This window comes from Planococcus sp. CAU13 (assembly GCF_000775575.1).
In the GTDB taxonomy this organism is placed as follows: domain Bacteria; phylum Bacillota; class Bacilli; order Bacillales_A; family Planococcaceae; genus Planococcus.
In genome coordinates this window covers 1-16,486 of record NZ_JRGN01000354.1, presented here as the reverse complement: position 1 = coordinate 16,486, position 16,486 = coordinate 1, and the positions used below count along the sequence as shown (strand labels likewise).

General features: G+C 37.7%; 18 protein-coding genes. 6 read left to right on the top strand and 12 right to left on the bottom strand.

From position 1 onward, the window contains the following. Positions 1-86: 86 nt before the first annotated feature. Together KW93_RS16720 and KW93_RS16715 are read right to left on the bottom strand one after the other, a co-directional pair. Positions 87-329 (bottom strand): hypothetical protein, encoded by a 243-nt coding sequence (locus KW93_RS16720; RefSeq protein WP_033544196.1) that lies wholly within the window; start codon positions 327-329, stop codon positions 87-89. Positions 330-692: 363 nt separating this feature from the next. After that, on the bottom strand, positions 693-1,061 hold the full coding sequence (locus KW93_RS16715) for a hypothetical protein (RefSeq protein WP_033544195.1): 369 nt from the start codon (positions 1,059-1,061) through the stop codon (positions 693-695). A gap of 400 nt (positions 1,062-1,461) precedes the next feature. On the opposite strand from KW93_RS16715, the gene KW93_RS16710 reads away from it, so the two are divergent. After that, on the top strand, positions 1,462-2,445 hold the full coding sequence (locus tag KW93_RS16710) for a phage/plasmid replication domain-containing protein (protein ID WP_033544194.1): 984 nt from the start codon (positions 1,462-1,464) through the stop codon (positions 2,443-2,445). Between the two features lie 1,011 nt (positions 2,446-3,456). Here the strand turns inward: KW93_RS16710 and KW93_RS16705 are convergent. Continuing rightward, positions 3,457-4,323, bottom strand: coding sequence for a Uma2 family endonuclease (locus KW93_RS16705; protein WP_052131674.1), 867 nt, complete (start codon positions 4,321-4,323; stop codon positions 3,457-3,459). A 236-nt stretch (positions 4,324-4,559) separates the two neighbouring features. Here KW93_RS16705 and KW93_RS16700 point away from each other — a divergent pair, with 236 nt between their 5' ends. Further along, positions 4,560-5,075: a hypothetical protein gene (locus tag KW93_RS16700; protein ID WP_033544193.1), complete on the top strand. Its 516-nt coding sequence runs from the start codon at positions 4,560-4,562 to the stop codon at positions 5,073-5,075. Between the two features lie 67 nt (positions 5,076-5,142). On the opposite strand, the gene KW93_RS16695 is transcribed toward KW93_RS16700, so the two are convergent. Next, positions 5,143-5,337 carry a hypothetical protein gene (locus KW93_RS16695; RefSeq protein WP_033544192.1) on the bottom strand — a complete coding sequence of 65 codons (195 nt, stop codon included), beginning with the start codon at positions 5,335-5,337 and terminating at the stop codon, positions 5,143-5,145. A 428-nt stretch (positions 5,338-5,765) separates the two neighbouring features. Here KW93_RS16695 and KW93_RS16690 point away from each other — a divergent pair, with 428 nt between their 5' ends. After that, positions 5,766-6,167 (top strand): hypothetical protein, encoded by a 402-nt coding sequence (locus tag KW93_RS16690; protein WP_033544191.1) that lies wholly within the window; start codon positions 5,766-5,768, stop codon positions 6,165-6,167. 101 nt (positions 6,168-6,268) lie between these two features. On the opposite strand, the gene KW93_RS16685 is transcribed toward KW93_RS16690, so the two are convergent. Further along, the gene (locus KW93_RS16685; protein ID WP_033544190.1) at positions 6,269-6,778 is read right to left on the bottom strand and encodes a hypothetical protein; all 510 of its coding nucleotides are present in this window, start codon (positions 6,776-6,778) and stop codon (positions 6,269-6,271) included. 180 nt (positions 6,779-6,958) lie between these two features. Here KW93_RS16685 and KW93_RS16680 point away from each other — a divergent pair, with 180 nt between their 5' ends. After that, a complete protein-coding gene (locus tag KW93_RS16680; RefSeq protein WP_033544189.1) occupies positions 6,959-7,216 on the top strand; it encodes a hypothetical protein in 258 nt (85 codons plus the stop codon). Between the two features lie 205 nt (positions 7,217-7,421). On the opposite strand, the gene KW93_RS16675 is transcribed toward KW93_RS16680, so the two are convergent. The 4 genes from KW93_RS16675 to KW93_RS16660 all read right to left on the bottom strand — a co-directional run bounded on the left by KW93_RS16675 (position 7,422) and on the right by KW93_RS16660 (position 13,366). Continuing rightward, positions 7,422-9,143 (bottom strand): AlwI family type II restriction endonuclease, encoded by a 1,722-nt coding sequence (locus KW93_RS16675; RefSeq protein ID WP_033544188.1) that lies wholly within the window; start codon positions 9,141-9,143, stop codon positions 7,422-7,424. A gap of 18 nt (positions 9,144-9,161) precedes the next feature. Beyond that, positions 9,162-11,069, bottom strand: coding sequence for a Dam family site-specific DNA-(adenine-N6)-methyltransferase (locus tag KW93_RS16670; protein ID WP_033544187.1), 1,908 nt, complete (start codon positions 11,067-11,069; stop codon positions 9,162-9,164). A 151-nt stretch (positions 11,070-11,220) separates the two neighbouring features. Beyond that, on the bottom strand, positions 11,221-12,213 hold the full coding sequence (locus KW93_RS16665) for a hypothetical protein (RefSeq protein WP_033544186.1): 993 nt from the start codon (positions 12,211-12,213) through the stop codon (positions 11,221-11,223). Between the two features lie 502 nt (positions 12,214-12,715). Next, the gene (locus tag KW93_RS16660; protein WP_033544185.1) at positions 12,716-13,366 is read right to left on the bottom strand and encodes a hypothetical protein; all 651 of its coding nucleotides are present in this window, start codon (positions 13,364-13,366) and stop codon (positions 12,716-12,718) included. A gap of 297 nt (positions 13,367-13,663) precedes the next feature. On the opposite strand from KW93_RS16660, the gene KW93_RS16655 reads away from it, so the two are divergent. After that, positions 13,664-14,083: a DUF5348 domain-containing protein gene (locus tag KW93_RS16655; protein ID WP_033544184.1), complete on the top strand. Its 420-nt coding sequence runs from the start codon at positions 13,664-13,666 to the stop codon at positions 14,081-14,083. A gap of 143 nt (positions 14,084-14,226) precedes the next feature. Continuing rightward, positions 14,227-14,484: a hypothetical protein gene (locus tag KW93_RS16650; RefSeq protein ID WP_033544183.1), complete on the top strand. Its 258-nt coding sequence runs from the start codon at positions 14,227-14,229 to the stop codon at positions 14,482-14,484. Between the two features lie 282 nt (positions 14,485-14,766). Here the strand turns inward: KW93_RS16650 and KW93_RS16645 are convergent, their stop codons facing one another. From KW93_RS16645 to KW93_RS16635, 3 genes are all read right to left on the bottom strand, one after another. Then, on the bottom strand, positions 14,767-15,345 hold the full coding sequence (locus tag KW93_RS16645; RefSeq protein ID WP_033544182.1) for a tyrosine-type recombinase/integrase: 579 nt from the start codon (positions 15,343-15,345) through the stop codon (positions 14,767-14,769). Positions 15,346-15,615: 270 nt separating this feature from the next. Then, entirely contained in the window at positions 15,616-15,900 is a 285-nt protein-coding gene (locus tag KW93_RS16640; protein ID WP_033544181.1) for a hypothetical protein, read from the bottom strand. A 19-nt stretch (positions 15,901-15,919) separates the two neighbouring features. Continuing rightward, positions 15,920-16,231, bottom strand: coding sequence for a hypothetical protein (locus KW93_RS16635; RefSeq protein ID WP_033544180.1), 312 nt, complete (start codon positions 16,229-16,231; stop codon positions 15,920-15,922). Positions 16,232-16,486: the final 255 nt, after the last annotated feature.

Here is a 16,486-nt window from a genome sequence, read left to right as displayed (position 1 = left end):
TACAAGTAACTACAAGTAACTACAATATTTATAGACAAAAAAAGTCCCAAACCGCGCCAACGGTTCAGGACAAAGTGGATGTTACATCATTCTACTTCTTTCATGAGTTCTTTTAACACTTCAGCTTTTACTGTTAAAACTAACTTATTCATCAGAAACCAGCCAAGTTTCAATGACGAATGAAAAAGTTTCTTTAACAGCAAATAACTTGCTACTGTACAAAGACAGAGAAAAGCCCAATGTACAGTAAAACCGAATACTACGATTGTTAAAGGTAAAAATTGACCAATACACAATCCAATCAACAAATCTAAAATACGATTCACCATAGTTATTGTTCTCCTTTCCACTTACAGGAGACAAATCATATGTTTTCAATGAGTTATAGACCACATATCACATATCCTTTCAGTATTTATTTGAAATTCGAATTACCGTCATCTATATAAACAGGGCGAACCCTGGAATTTGGAACAACAAAAAAGCCGATTATGGCTTATTTTTTTTGCCAAAAATCAGTTTCGAGCTATGTAACAGAGGAATATTTTCAAAAAAGTGCATATTCCACCTATCATTCCATTCTATGTCAATTTTACAGAAAAGTCAAATTACCTATCACACTACTTTTATTTTCCTTAATAAATATATTTCTCCTCGTGTCTTACCTCAATTTTTTCTTTATTTTGCTGACGTCATTCTTCATTTTTTTCAACTTTGCGTTTAGCGTCGGCTACGTCTTCTTCGCTCAACTCGCCCATTTCAATCAATAGCTGGATGACACTTTCATCGACTTCACTGACAAGAAGTTTGGGAAGGGTCGTGTTGACCAGCTCTTTCTTTCGTTCAGCAATATGGTTCTTCCAACTTACATACCCCATTCTTTCTACAGAGCTCATGGCTCCAACTTGATATCGAATTTCTTGGAGCTCGTCATCGCTTAGACCTGCTCGTTGTCGCAAATATTCCTGCAGCGTATCGAATCTCGGAAACTTGAATGATTTAATGAGCACCTCCCGGAGCACCTCTTTTTCGATTTCCTGTCTGTCTAAATCTTTTTCCATATCAGTTCCTGCCTTTCCATTTTTGATTCCCCCACTTAACAGGGGCCGCTGAAGAGCTCGAACCCCTCCGACATAGCTCGACACTTGAAAACTGGAGTGAAGTCTTTATTTTGTTCTATGATACTCCTACCGAAGAGCGAAGGCATACCAGAAACGGATTAATTACGAGGACGGGATGATTCTATACAACTCCCTCACAGGTAATGAATGAATGTTGCTGGTGCTCTATATAATACCTTTATATCACCTCTACAAAAGAGGCGCCGGTAATAAATAATAACGTTCGAATCAGGGAAAAATAGTATACAAAAACAAAGGAAAACCTTTACTGTTACTGCATTCTAGATTTCCCGTAAAACCATTAAACAACACAATTAAAAGACAGAGAGGAAGATGTTGCATGCTTCATACAGCCAAGTTTTATTGCAGACTCGAAGACCAGGAAGTATCCGGATTGACACGAAAGTTTAAGGAGAATACCGATTTGTTATCAAAAAAAATTGATGGGCACTCTCCCGGCATCACAACCGCTTTAAAAAAGAACACATTTGGGTGGTCTTTGTCCATTTACGTTGATTTCATCAAACTCCTTGGAAAAGCCGATATCTCTGAAAAGGATGCTACCATCACAACGAATAAAATAAACCAGTTTTTGACGTTCGTTTTCGGAGATGAATTAAAAGAGATTACCCTGACGAGAATAGATTACCGCTTCGATGCTGTGGTGACGGATAAAAACCATCGACAGCTTTTATTAAAGCTTTATCGAAAGTCTTATGAAACTCATCGCTTCAAGAAAAAGGATGACCGGTACAAGACTTCTCTTTACTTCAATTCCAAATCGATAAATATCATTGCTTATGACAAAGAGGAAGAGCGCAATGCAAGGCTGCAGCCGATAGAAATGTACGAAAAAGATGTATTGCGTTTTGAAGTGCGCCTATTAAACCGTCACCTAAATTACAGAAAAAGAAGTGAAGATGCCCTAGCAAAGACATTGAAAAATTATATGACCGAGGCGTTCTGGAAGGAATACATGGTGAAACAGATGTCTCCATTCTTTCATGGAGGGAATTTCTATAAAATAAATATGGCAGAAAAAATGGTAGAGGACAGTGGATTGAAGCCGAAAGAAAAAGAAAGCTTACGGGAGTTTTTGTGTGACATCTCCGTCCATGGCTTCAAAAGTATTCAAAAGTTGAAGAAGACTGCTGTTTCTGGCGAGAAGATGCCGAAGTACACGAAGTACTTGATTAAAAAGCGCCTTCAACAGCTAAATAAATTAGACATTAACCCATTCCTTATTCCAAAGAATACTAAAATCGATTTGGGCGTGGAGAAGAAGATTGAGAATCCTTTGGCTGTAATATTTGCAGGTGTATGAACCAGCCACTCCTTTATGGATTTCTATGCATACTCGTGCTCATTTCGACGTTTCAGGACGGAGTTCTCGAGCACGAACCCCGTTCTTCTCCAATAGGCTTATCACGATAACCCTATTGCCTCCATGGGCAATAAACTACGATTTTTATGTCATAAGACGAATTTTCGCGACATAGTAGACAAAAGCTCTCATTCAAGGCGTTTGTTATGCCATATCTGAAGAGATTAATTGCTTCTTGGATAAAAAATAGCACAAGTATGGGTATTTCTTGAGTATGTATTCAATTTGGGGACTCTTGTTGAGAAATATGTCACAAATCTCCGCTATGTAACGAAAAACTATTTTCTTTTGGATATCCGGTTATGACCTAAATCTTCCGAATACCCTGTCCCATATGAGTTTTTGGTCCAAATGTTCAAAAATACATCTCAGGACGGAGTTTTTGAGCACGAATTCCGTTCCTTCAAATAGACTCGTGTTGATGGTCTTATTACTTGAGCATTCATTAACCAATCTCTTGTCAGACGAATTCTCATGCCAGATTAAACAAAAAGCATTTAAAGCAAAGAGAAGGAGGCTAAAATCACTTAGCCTCCTTCTCTTTGTATTGGGTTTTTTTGTTGCCTGCCAACTTCTCCAGCGCCCGAAGTCTGGAGTGATTTTAGGTTATTCTGTTGCTCGCTCAACTCATGATAAACTGTTCGAAATGCGAGTTTTTATGTTGCCTACCAACGTGTCCGACGACCGAAGTCCGGAATGATTTCAGGTTGATTATCAGGTGCCCACTCACCTTTTGTTACTCATATAATATCATTTCTGAAATATGCGTTCAATCTGAGTGCTGTCTTATGTAATCTTGTCCAAAATCTCCGCTCTATAACGAAAAAATGTTCAAAAAATACGTTTCGGTACGGAGATTTCGAGCACAAATCATCTTTTTACGTTTCAGTCCGTGATTTTGGAGCAAATTTCATTAAAAAAAGACCGATATAAACCGGTCTTCCAACAAGATTATTCTAATAAAAGACGGATAGGGATACAGAAATTCGGCAAGTAAGAAGAGCGTAGATTGCCTTCCTTACTTATGAAAATCACTTCCACTGGTCCCTCTCCCTGGAAGTTATAAACTTCAATAGTTTTATTCAGTGGGTCGGCAATCCAATATTCCTGAACACCACTTTCCTGGTACAATTCGAATTTTTTCGTTCTGTCATTTAGCGCTAAAGGCAATGATAAAACTTCTACTACAACCTGAGGCGCTCCTTTAAGACCTTTTTCATCAAATTGTCCATCAAAAACTACTGATATATCCGGCTGCACTACTGTATCAGCATTTTCATAGTCATCTTCGGAACTGAGTCGAACCGGAAACGGGGCTGTAAAAATTTCGTGTCCGTTATTCCCCATATGTGCCCCAATATGGGAGCCCAGAGCAACACAAATTCGAGCAACCATACGTTGATGCAACATATCAGGAGTCTTAACCTCATAAGGAACCCCGTGAATCAGTTCCCAACGTCCTGACCAATCTAGATAGTCTTGATAAGTGTACCTTCGGTCACCGGATGGAAAATTTACATCCGGTGTCTTTTCTTCTCCCTTTTCATTTTCCCAGTCTTCATCCATTCCCAATAAGGTTTCCACGGAAACTTGATAAGCATCTGCTAATTTCTGTACAACTGAAAAGCTCGGGATTCTTCCTTTTTCAATCCGAAAGATATAAGAGGCAGACACTCCATCGCTCAATTCAGCTGCAGCATCTATCGATAATTGTCGATTTTCTCGGGCTCTCTTGAATCTTAAGCCAGCTTCTACTGCCTTTTGTGTCGGTTCCTGCTGATGCATTCCATTTTCTTTCCCTTTTTGATTGTTCTCCACTTTAATTCCTCCATGTTGAAGCTTGAGGCTTCGCCTATTTTTCGGTTCATATTATGTTATTCCGACTCCAGCAAAACAATCACCTTGTCTTTATCATCGAGAGTTTCTAACTATCCGTCTATACTCATTTTTTTGAGTATACCTATAAGACATTCAAGAATTGTTCCAGCAGTTTCAATGCGGTTATAAAGTGAACATAAATGCAATAACATAAAAAAAAGAAGGGAGATGGTTACATGAACAAAGAAGTGTTCTTCTCAATGGAAAAAGATAAACGAGCCGAAGCCGTCAACAAACTCCTCATCGGAAGAAATCAGAGTGAAGTTGCCGAATTAATTGGGGTGAGTCAATCGATACTATCCAAGGAAATGATGAAGGAGGATTTTACCTACATCGCACGTGAAAACAAGTACTTTAAATTCGTTCGAAGTCCAAAGGATGCTATATGGCTCAAAAACCAAAACAATAGCACTGAGAGCCTTGAAATGGCGTTTTTACGGGATAATTTAGAGAAACTGAAACAATTGGTGACGGATTTTGAAGAAGGCATTGTATTGTCGCTGGATAAAGAGATTTATAGCCCTGGCGCTATTTTCGTTAATAAGAATATTCGCATCAACCAGGCTGTATACGAAAAATTCATTGTACATTGCTCTAAACAGTTTCCGCATTTGAAAATCCAAGACCTTATCGCACAAAGTTTACTGGAGTTTGTCGGTAAATATTCAACTGATTTGAAGCCTCATTCTTGAGGGTTTTCGTATAAACGATTTTAAATTAAAAAGCTAAGACCTTTAATCCGGGTCTTAGCTTTTAAAATTATCTACGCTCATCTAAAATTTTCTTAATTGCTACTCTTTCAGCTGTCGAACTCGCTCTTTTACCTTGCTTCATTAATTCGTCTGTACTTTTGTGTTGATACCTATTCATATAATTAGCTACCTTTTCGTCATAAGCAGCTCTATTTTCCCCTGCATTTTTCAAACCTTCTCCTAAACTATCCCAAAATCCCATGATTACATCTCCCCGTTTTGAAATTAACTAATATTTTTTTTGCCAATCACTACAGCTATTCCATGCTTTCATTTCAAAATGCTTTTTAAAACAAATCTGTTTTTCTTCTGAATCATACTCCCAAAAGTTTCTTGCATTTTTTTTAGGAGCTACATATGACCCTCCTTGATAGCCATTCCATTGAACACACATCGCGCATATTCTAGTTGTAGAACTACAAGTTCTCAAACTCATTTTTCGACCTTCCATTCTACATAGTAGCAATTTACTATTATTTTACAACATTACAAGGTATAAACTCATGTGTTTTTTAAAATTTAATCATATCTGTTCTTCGTGACCTGAAAAGTCCCTTACACCGGAAGATATACTTAAATCCGTTGATGATATACTAAATTCAAAGAAAACAGATGTAAGGAGTTGCGAATATGACTAAGAAACAAGAAGCCGTAGCTGCCTTAAAAAAGAAAATGGAGTTGCTCCATAAAATCCAAAAAGTACGCCAAGATTCCGAAATCGAGGTACGCGTGGAATTACCCAAATTTGACCGCTCGACCGAATGGCGAGAAGAATTAGAAAATCTAGGTGCGCTTCAAATCATCGACCGGGGAGAAACAATCGGAGTCCTTCTTGAACCTGAAATTTTCCAAGCTTTTCTAGAGTATCTGAATCTTGTTGAACATGAATTAGAAGAAGCAGTCTTGGCAGCTATACTAGAACAACGAAAAGATGATACCAACTTTTTATCGGGAGAGGAGCTTACCACCGCTGCATTGAAAATTTTTGAAGAAAGAAAAAAGGAAATTAGAAGATTTTTAGACGATAATTAGTTATTCATTCGACTTTTTTCGACAATTAAAAAGTCGAATAATAACTTGCAGTGCAATTTTTTCACGAATGTAGCATTTATTTAATCACGGTCATAATGTCCTTACCAATCCCGTTCTCGAATTAATCGAATTTTTTCTGCAGACTCTGCACGAAGCCGTCTTCGAAAAGCATCCATATCTACTGTGGTCGGCTTATAATTAGGGTTTACAGGTGGTCTGTTCCGAGATTTCGGTTTAGTGGGCGTTTCTGTCTTTTTTCCTAATTCCTCTCGGCTCCTGTCGACAGCATCAATACGATTTATAAGCTCGTCGTCTTCTACCCTCATTTTAGCTTTCATTTTGTCCATACGAATGTTGGTCGGTCGACGGTTCGGATTGCGAGGTATCTGGATACGTTCGGTGTCCTTCTTTTGCCTCTTCATCAGCTCGTCATTCGCCTTCTGCTTAATTTCTGCTACTTCCTCTGGCATCATCTCGCCCTTGTCGATAATCGGTTGCACTTGGCGGTCAGTTGCCCCAGCTAAAAAAACTTCAAATAACAACTCCTGCATCTCTTTCTGAATCCGTTCCTTGAAGAGTTTTTCATCGCCCTTGTTCTCCATATCCTTCACCGTCTTTCCTTTTCTTTTAGTATATGAGGACCATTTTAGAATTGAAAATTCGCGTGCTTCTAAAAACTTTCTTGCGGTGTATATTAGTGACGATGAATATATTATGATTATTGAAATTAACAACAACACCTAGGAGTATGCTGAAGTTCGACTGCCAAAGTATAAAGGAGTGTGTTGACGATGAGACCAAGAGATTTTTTTCTGACTTTTGAAACCGAAAATGCAAAAGAAGCAGAAAGAATAATCGATTTGTACATCCAAATTAAAGAGAAAATTGGAGAAGACCGTGTTGCTTACGGGCTGGAGAATGAAAAGGAAGATATACTCGACGACGACGGAAATCTTAAATCCGTAAGATTAACCGGCAGACACCTTCACCGAATTGACGTATATAAAGATGAATTAATCGAACGTCGCCCTAGAAAGAAATTCGATTAAAATAAATATCTAAATTTAATCTAGAAGAAGAAAAATTATTATATTACCCAAATGCAAAAAGAGCATTGACTATAGACGACGTAATTTTCTTTTTTTAAAGAAAGAAATTTTGTCGTAGTCAATGCTCTTTACGTTCTATAAAGTTGATAACCTAACTCTATTGTTTTTATCTAAAAAAATTCCATAAATCGTTGGCACCGAAATCTTATTCAGCTGGAGAGGAAAGCCCTTGTACTCTTCTCGCTACTAATTCTTCAATATATCTTTTCCAATTTGGTGCAGTTTCAGAACTTCTAGAACGTAACTCTATCACTAGAAATTTGAGGAACTCATCCATTCTTCCAGAATATTGGCTTCTAAACAGCGCCTCAAAAATGTTAGTAAAACCTGCTAAAGTAATTGGTACAATATGGACGTTCATATGTGAATCGTCTCCCCGATACCAAACCCCTATTCTAAACGTTTCAGCGGTATTTGTATCGATAGAGTTGGCAATAAATATTCCATACACGTCCTTACCTGCTGCTGCATAGTAATCGACGTGTTGAGCTACATGCCGCCTCACCGGTTCTCCTTCAGCAGCTTCTTGCCGTGATGAAGTTGTAAGGGTTACTTCTACCACAAAAACAAAATCATCAAATTCAAATATCATATCCGCATCCCCACCTGGGGCATGGCGAAGTGGTAAGAATTCTCTATCTACTGTAAACTTCCGAGACTCCCAAGGCTCATTTCGAAGAGAATTGATAGCAAGAAAAGCTCTCCAGATGGTCCATTCTAAGTAAGCTGGTGCTTCTCCTTGAGGAATTCTGATGCGTTCGCCGACAGCGTTCGCCTGTCCTCCAGCTCTTGGTCGTCGCCGATGTCCCTGGAGTAATTCTAAATACCTGATAATCTCTTCCCACTCAAGGCGTTGCCGGGAAGCATATTCTCTCTCTTGAAATTGAAGCCATTGATTTTCAAACCTAATGCGAAGAATAGCTAAATCTTCTACCGGTAGTTGATGAAGATTATCCGGTAAGTCATCGGGGTCAACATTGTAGTCGACTAAAATTCGATGCAAATCACGAATTGCAACAATTGCTTCATTCTCATTATCTGTAGGCAACGAGGCTCCCCGAGTCAACGTTTCTATGTATTCTTCAACCGGTATCGATTCGTAAGGAATCGCAAGAATTTGCTCAACTATTATTCGTTTAGGAACAGCTATACTTAATCGAGAAATTCCTTCATCAGCGAACAGGCCAGTAGCCTTGAAATATCTGAAATTGACGTCAGCGTAAGAAGTTAAGCTTGTAACTCCTACCCCTTCTTCAGGACGTGACGCAATAGCTTGTTCTCGGTATGCTGCTACAAAGCGGTTGACTCGTCCTACATGCTCTCTTTTTTGCCTTCTATAATCGATAATTTCTTCAACTATTATTGGAACATCGTTCATATCATAATGAAAAATTAATATGCAACCCATTTCTTCCTTTGTAATGAAGGCATCTTCTCCTACTTCTTCAAGACGTGTAAGAACTTCTAATGTCATTCGAAGAGGACTAAACGGATTGTTCACGTCACCCCTGCCTCGTAAAGAATGAATTTCAGATGGTAATTGATGAGCTAGTAAAGCCCGGAGAAAACAATCTTCTTGTTCGGGAAGAGATTGCGCGTGAATTAATCGACGCCCATTCGCCGTAACTAAATGGGTTTCCGGATGGATGAATCCTAACCGGATTGTTACCAGTCGCCATTTGCGAGCTACTGCACTTCCACTTTCTTGTCTGAGTTCAACTATTCCTTCTCTTTCTAATAAAGAGCATATTCCTTCTTCATTGGAAGAACTTAAATCTCCATGAAATTCTGAATTCACTATTACTTCGAGACCTTCTTTTAATCTTAGAGCGTTTCGAAGACTATTGTCTCCAATTATCCAAGCCATTTACATTTCCCCCGCTTCTCAGTAAGCCACAAATAAGTATTCTTCGACAGTATTTCTATTGTCTCCTATTTTGTGGTTTTGATTCCCAAACGAATATTGATGATTAACAGAGATAACCTCAACGTTTTCTTTGTGTTTTGCTAAAAGTTCGAGCATCTCGTCTTTGGTAGGTAAAGAATTTGAAGAGTATGAAACAATCAAAACACTATCCTTATACTTTTTAAATAAAAGGTCAAACGCTTCGTGCGCCCCTTTACGTGAACTAAATGGCGTTGGATAGTTTTTGAATTTCTTTGTCTTCGTCTCTTCTTGTATCTCAATACCTTCCCAATCTCGGGCTAGCCCTTCAACAAAATGATAACGTCTTATATATTCATTATCGGAATGGGGACTGAAATATGGAGGGTCCATGTAAACTAAATCAGCTTTTTTATTGAATGACATCGCATCGCCATTGCGAGAATGATTTTTCTCCCCATTGTCGAAAACAGCTGCGTTGTAAACTTCGACCGCATCTAAAAAGTGTTCCTTCAAAGAAATCTGCAAGTCTCGACGACCGTCATTATATTTATCTAAGCCTACGAAAGTAAAAATTCCTCTTGGTCTACGTTTCATACACGCCCGAACGAGCGATGCCATAGCAAGAGCTTGTTTATTTTTATTTCTTAATAAAGGAATTGCTTTTCTCATATGGTCTATAAAGGCATTGTCTTCATCATTAAAGTAAATATCTTTAAATTTCTCAGATACGAAATTATCCAATTCAACATTTGCCTCAAGGAGTTTTTTGATATCATTTTTTGACAATACGTCTTTGTTGTTTTCAATCAATGCCTTGGTAAAAGTTGCAGAAAAAGCCATGTAGTCATTGCTCAAGACTTGCTTCCCTTGAGCTTTGAACATATAAGAGACAATCCCACTTCCGGAAAACAAATCCGTCACGGTATCGAATTCGAATTGAGAAGCCACGCTCCAGATGTTCTCTAAGAGGTTCCTTTTACTCCCCATAAAACGAGTTGTTGGATACTTATCTACTTGTTCAGGTAACTTTACCAACTCTGGAACAGAGACTAGATGCTTCTTTGGTTCTACTCTTACCAATACATCTTCCCCGCTTCTCTTTGCTCCGTTGCTGTTAATATTTCTTTTGGTTTGATGTACACTGATTTCGAAATCAGCATATAACTCATGAACCAGAGGATGATTCGAATTAGTTAACAAAACATGACAGCCTAACTCATGAAGTCTTTTTACTTCTGCAGCCAATTCTACTTGGTCTTCTTCATAAAATTGCTCTTTTGTGTATCGCTTGAAATCCGAATACTCACTAATAGGTAAATACGGGGGGTCAAGGAATATGAAATCTCCAGGCTCTGCGTATTGAGCTAATATTTTTTTGTAATCTCCATGTACTATTTCCGTGTTTTGAAGGAGTTCACTCACGGCTCTTAAATTATCTTCATCACAGATTTTCGGATTTTTGGAGTTAGCGAAAGGAACGTTAAACATTCCTTTTTTGTTAACACGATATAAGCCATTGAAGCATGTTTTATTCAAGTAAACTGTACGAGCCGCCCGCTCGACGGGAGACATCAAATTAATATCTTTGGCACGAGTACTTAAAAAGAATTCTTTTTCATTTTTCATTTCTTTCAGCTGTTCAATTACTGCATCAACGTCTGAAGAAACAGTTTTGTATAAATTAATCAGTTCTTCGTTCGAATCCGCTATTATTGCTTTATCCGGCTGGAGGGCAAAAAAGACAGCTCCCCCACCTACGAAAGGCTCTATATACTTGTTATATTTTGCCGGTGCTGCAGCTAAAAGAACGTCTAACATTTGAGTCTTACCGCCGGCCCATTTTAAAATGGGGCGCGCTTTTGCTGGGGCTTTGACTGGTTTTATTTTCAATTTCTTCATTTCCATATCATTTTCCCCCTGATTCACTTTATTGGTTACCGAATCCTGAGTTCGGCTCCCGGAACATATGTTTTCATTTCTTTAATCTTAAGTGAGATAAATAAGCGTGTCAAAATTAGCTGTATTTTCACCTAAGCACAAGGATAACTACGTCATGTTAACTTATATCTTCCAACCAATTATAAAATTTTGGCGCTGGTTTTCTTCTCCCCGTGTCGGCTCCAGGTTGATATTCAAGTTCAAGCTTATTCTTATCCATTCCTTTTTTCATTAAATTGCTACAGCATTCAACAAAATAAGCTGGAATACTTTCTATCGATTTTCCAAGATGCAACTGCTCGTTCATTTTATATAGCGATTTTTGTACTAATCCAGGGTAATACTTTTTAGCAATTCGTAGGGCAATAAGAGATGCATTGTCTCGTATTACAGGAAGTAAATCTTCATTGTTTTTAATTTGTTCGTAAAAAGCCTTTTGACGTTCTGAAAGATATTCATCAATTCTTAGGGATTCTTGTTCGTTTTTTTTAGCATTCAAAAGCTCATTATCTATGTGATTCGCTATATTATGTATTGAATCTTGTTTTAAAAGATTTAAAAGATTAAAAGAGATAGAATAGATAGGACTTGGATTTTCTTGGTTTACGCTTAGAGCATCAACGACTTCAGAGTTTTGAAGATGTTCATTTTGATGTTCACTTTGATGTTCGTTTTGATGTTCAATCGCATGAAAGGTATCGGTCGGATGAATGTGAAAAACTTGCTCCATAATCTCTTCGAAATTTGGATGAGTCTTCAAAACGAACACGTATTTACCAGCATGATTATTTGCTAGTCGACATACCAAAATATCCCCGCTCTCTTTCATTGCTCTAACCGCTTCTACAACTGTAGTACGACTCTTTATACCGCACTTTTGCATAAGTTTGTCTGTTCCGATAGTACAAATCCCCGAACCGGTTAACAAATAAGCTATTTCATCAAGTACTTCTCTCTTCTTTGGAGTAAATAGTTTTCTGAAAGATTTCCCCATGGCATACATTTTATTTTCTATCGAATCGATTATTTCCTGTTTCCGTTGCGTGTTGAACCGCATCCGTCCGTTAAAGCGTTGTAAATCTTCATTAAAACAAGTCAACATAGTAGTCATTCTGTAAAACTCCCTTTCTCTAGGGAACAGAAAAAGGCACTGCATCTCCTATTAAACAATAGGAGAAACAGTGCCTTTCCGGTCAAATATTGACTTCTGTCAATATAATTTGTTGAAAAAGTTACAACACAGCCTTATAATTAGTTACATATAAGGTTGTGAAGAACTTTGGCAGGAGTTTCATCCTTGGTTGTGCAAGGAGGAATACGGTTTAAGAGTGTGGGGACACTACTTAGACACGCTGAAGTTCTTTTTCCGTTCATTATGTAGTTGTTCTTATTATACGGTTTAGCTGCCGGATTTTTCAATCTCTTTTTTTACCTTAAGTAATTTGGTACATAGGGTTTTCTTAAAAAAAGAAAGAAGAGGCTATCTAACCGACTTCAAATGAGCATAAATTAAACCTTGGAACAACGCTAGTTCATCTTCTTTTTACAATATAAAACCCGTCGATGATGCGAATCATCGACGGGTTTTATATTGTATGTAATTTAATCTGAATTCATTTAAAAAACCTTCCAAATAGCCCTTTCTTTTCGGGCTTGATTTCGTTTTCTTCCTTTTTCTCTTCTTCTTTTAATGACTTGAATTCATTTTGAATTGAATTCATTTTTTCAAGCATCTTCTCCATTGTTTCTGCCATTTCCTTGTTTTGTGCATTTGACTTCTCCAGTTGTTCTTCCACTTTCTCCAACTCTTTTTTAGTAGAGGAATCTTCAAGTAATTTTTGTTTTTCGACTCTCTCAAAGAAAGAATTCATTTCCGACTGGGTTGGAAGGTCCCGCAATCTTTCTGCTAACAATAAGAGAGATTCTTCTAACCTGGTATTCTTTATAGCTTCGTTGATAGACTTTTCATATCGTTTAACTTCTTCTCTTGATTGAAGGTCTTGCTGCTGATTATAGTAGAGGTCTTCTTTTTCCAACATTTCTCTGACATCATCGAAAGTTTTTCGAGTCCCAGCATCTTTGGCAGCTTGAAAAAAATCACGAATTTTCACGATTTTTCCTATTTCGGATTCGGGAATATACCGTGTGTTCGACCGCATATCGTGCTCAATTAGACCCTTTTTACACCAGTCTCTTAATCTAGCTCCGTCAATATCAAGGTTTTTAGATACTTCTCCTATTGTTGACCAATTGTCGTCCCGCATAAATATTCCCCCTTTCATGTCCGTTAATTCAAAGTAAATTCAATCTTAATCGAGCATCAGTTCAATTTGAATTAAATATGTTTTAAGTTCAATTCACTTCACTAATTATAACTTTATGTAAATGTGTTTAAAGGTACTTTATAAGTAATTCAATTCTAATTCATTTATTCATTATAGCTAATATAGTTGAAAAGAGAACACCAATACAATATTAAGACTCAAAAAGATTCTCATATAGCTTGTAAGCTGATTCTGCTACACTTAAAAGCATAAACCGGATTATTAGGGGGATTTCAAATGACCACCAATATTCAAGAATTAATGAAAAGTGCAAATGACGCATTAAAGGCTCTTCAGCGCTTTGAAGATGCCTTTGAGAATGTCGAGCATCGATATGACCCGGAAGCTGTTTCCGTTGATGAACGGAGTCAATTTATCCAGCTTCGCCGGATTTATGACGCTGCACTCGATATGACGGATTCACTTAAGTTTTTGCAGAAACCTATACTGGCCGAAGGTGCTTTGAGAAAGCAACCAAACGGACGCTATCATGTGGATGGGGTCGAATTGACTTCGGGGCAGCGCCTTGAACTTTACGATAAAGATGATGATGTTTTCTATCCAACCGCATTAGAACACAAATCCAGGGATTATTATATTGTGCTCTTGGGCAGAGATGTGGCTATTGAAAGTAAATTGGTTCGGATTCGTCGATAAAGGGTCTTAATGAATTGTCGGATTCTGTTTACACGTATAAAAATTAAGTTGAAATTCTAATTCTTCCTCAACTCAGATTGAATTGAAGTGTATCTTGCTTACTAAGCCAATATATAACCCAACATACGAGGAGGGTAATGATAATGAGATTCACAAAAGATTTCATACAACAACTTTTAGAAGCAAACGAGGGATTTACGAAAACAAAACATTTCTCTGATAGAAATTTTAAGGAAACTAATCACTATTTAATTGAAGGTGGAAAATTGCTTAAACGTTCTGTCGGCAAGACATCATGGGCTGATAGTCGTTATGATAAAAGCGTAATTGCGGACATAGACCAAACTAGAAGATTTTTAAAAGACGTTATTAACGAGCTAAAAACTGAAGGAATCAAATAGGCAGACTTCAATCTTCTGCTTTATTGTATTCACCAGGATGGTTTTTGAACTTCTCAATATCGTTCAAAACTGGGTGCAAAGTCGAACTTTTTTTACGTATATATATAGGTTTATGTTTCGGGAAAGTTTCCTCGAGGAAAGTTTCATTGAATATCCTACTCCCTGTAGGTTTCGATGGAACTTTCCTCGTTTTTTAATAGACAGCGAACCGCTCGTCAATGTGCACAGAAAATTCCATCCCAACCGAACGACTTTCCCTCCAATATAACAAGGAATTTTCGATTAAAGATTTAAATTCACATAAATTTCGTCCAGTTCATCTTGTTCAACAGTGATATAGGCTAATGTCTCTCTCGGACTGCTGTGATTTAATAGACGCATGATATAAGTGATATCCGTCCCTTGTTTCCATAAATGAAACGCAAACGTCTTCCGCATCCCGTGTGTTCCAAAGGGTAAATGACCGAGCCCACATTCTTCTAAAGCACGTGCCAGGATTTGAAGTGCTCTATATCGGCTAATCGGTTGTTGGTTGCCTTGTCTAGAGATAAACACATAATCGTGAAAGTTGGGCTTATATTCGGCCAGATAAGATTCGATTGACCGGCGCAGATTCGGACTAATCGCAAACCGCTTTGTCTTCTTCGTTTTTTTTTCTTGTAAGACAATCGATTCTTTGGCTCTTCGTCCGTCGTCGGTTAAGTCCCTCACTTTGAGCGATAAGATATCGGAAATGCGAAGTGCGCTGGAAATCCCAATCATGAATAACAGGTAGTTCCGCTTATTTTTCTCCACCTTCAAAAAGTAATCTTTTACTTCCTCGATGTCTTCTCGGTTTTTTAATGGATAGGTAGTGGTCATGCCCCTTCTCCTCTCTCTAGTTTACCTTTCCTTTATTATACATTGATTTTGTTAAACTGATAGAAAAAATTAAAGTAGCGAAATAGTAGAATGCTAATGCGACGGGCTTTCCAGTTGCACTCTATCCCATTTTGTTAAACTCAATCGTACTCTTGTCTATTAATCATTTCACTGGAACCCGTGGGTTCCAGTTCTATCACCGACTGGAATTCAGGAAGAATTCTGCTTAACCGGCGCAATTCCCACAAAAAAAAGCCTTTCGGCTTTGGTTCAATATGATTTGATAAAGGCAATCAATTCTTCCCGGACTTCATTTTTAAAACACAGGTCCGAAGAAACGATACTTGCTGCCATCTTACTCCCCTTTTCTCTAATAGGGACCACCGTTATATATAAATAGGGTTGGTTTTCTTTATTGCCATCAATAATGTAATCGGCAAACTCTTGAGCTACTGCCGAACGTAATTCGCTTGCTTTACTGCCGTCTTCTTCTCGACTAAAAATATGTTCCGGGTATTTATCTTTCTCTTTTAAATATACTATGATGGAAATCATCATCAATACCTCCTATATATTAATAAAAGCGAATATGATTGTCGTCTTCCCGTGCTGTATATCCATGTTTTAAATCCGGTTTGAATCTAAGCTTGAATTGTTCCTGAAGGGTCCAGAACTCTTTAATGCATTCATCTAATTTAGTAGCCTTATAAAGTGCATGGATATAAGAAGGAGACGAATGCACCAATCCTCCTGCAGAATCAATTTCAAATTCCCACTCTAACTTTTTATTAGCTTGTTCATCATCTGTGTATCCAACTATAGTGAAAGAACCGTCGTTCGAACCACCCTTCTTAAATCTATGAATATGATGGTGCCAAGAAGTCATTTCTATCGCTCCTCAATAATTTACATTTTTCTCAAACTACCTCATACACTATATTCCTTTCGATATTTTGATGAAAACTCCTCTTTGGTCTAAGTAAAATACACACTATAAATAGTTACAGTTTTTTAGCTTTCATAGAATTTTGTATCTCTCTTTTCCGTTCAACGATAGGTTACTTACAATTTCATTCGAAAATTAGGAGTTTATTAAAGACAGCTCTCGGGGAAATAGTAAACAACTAGGCGAATTTGTAAG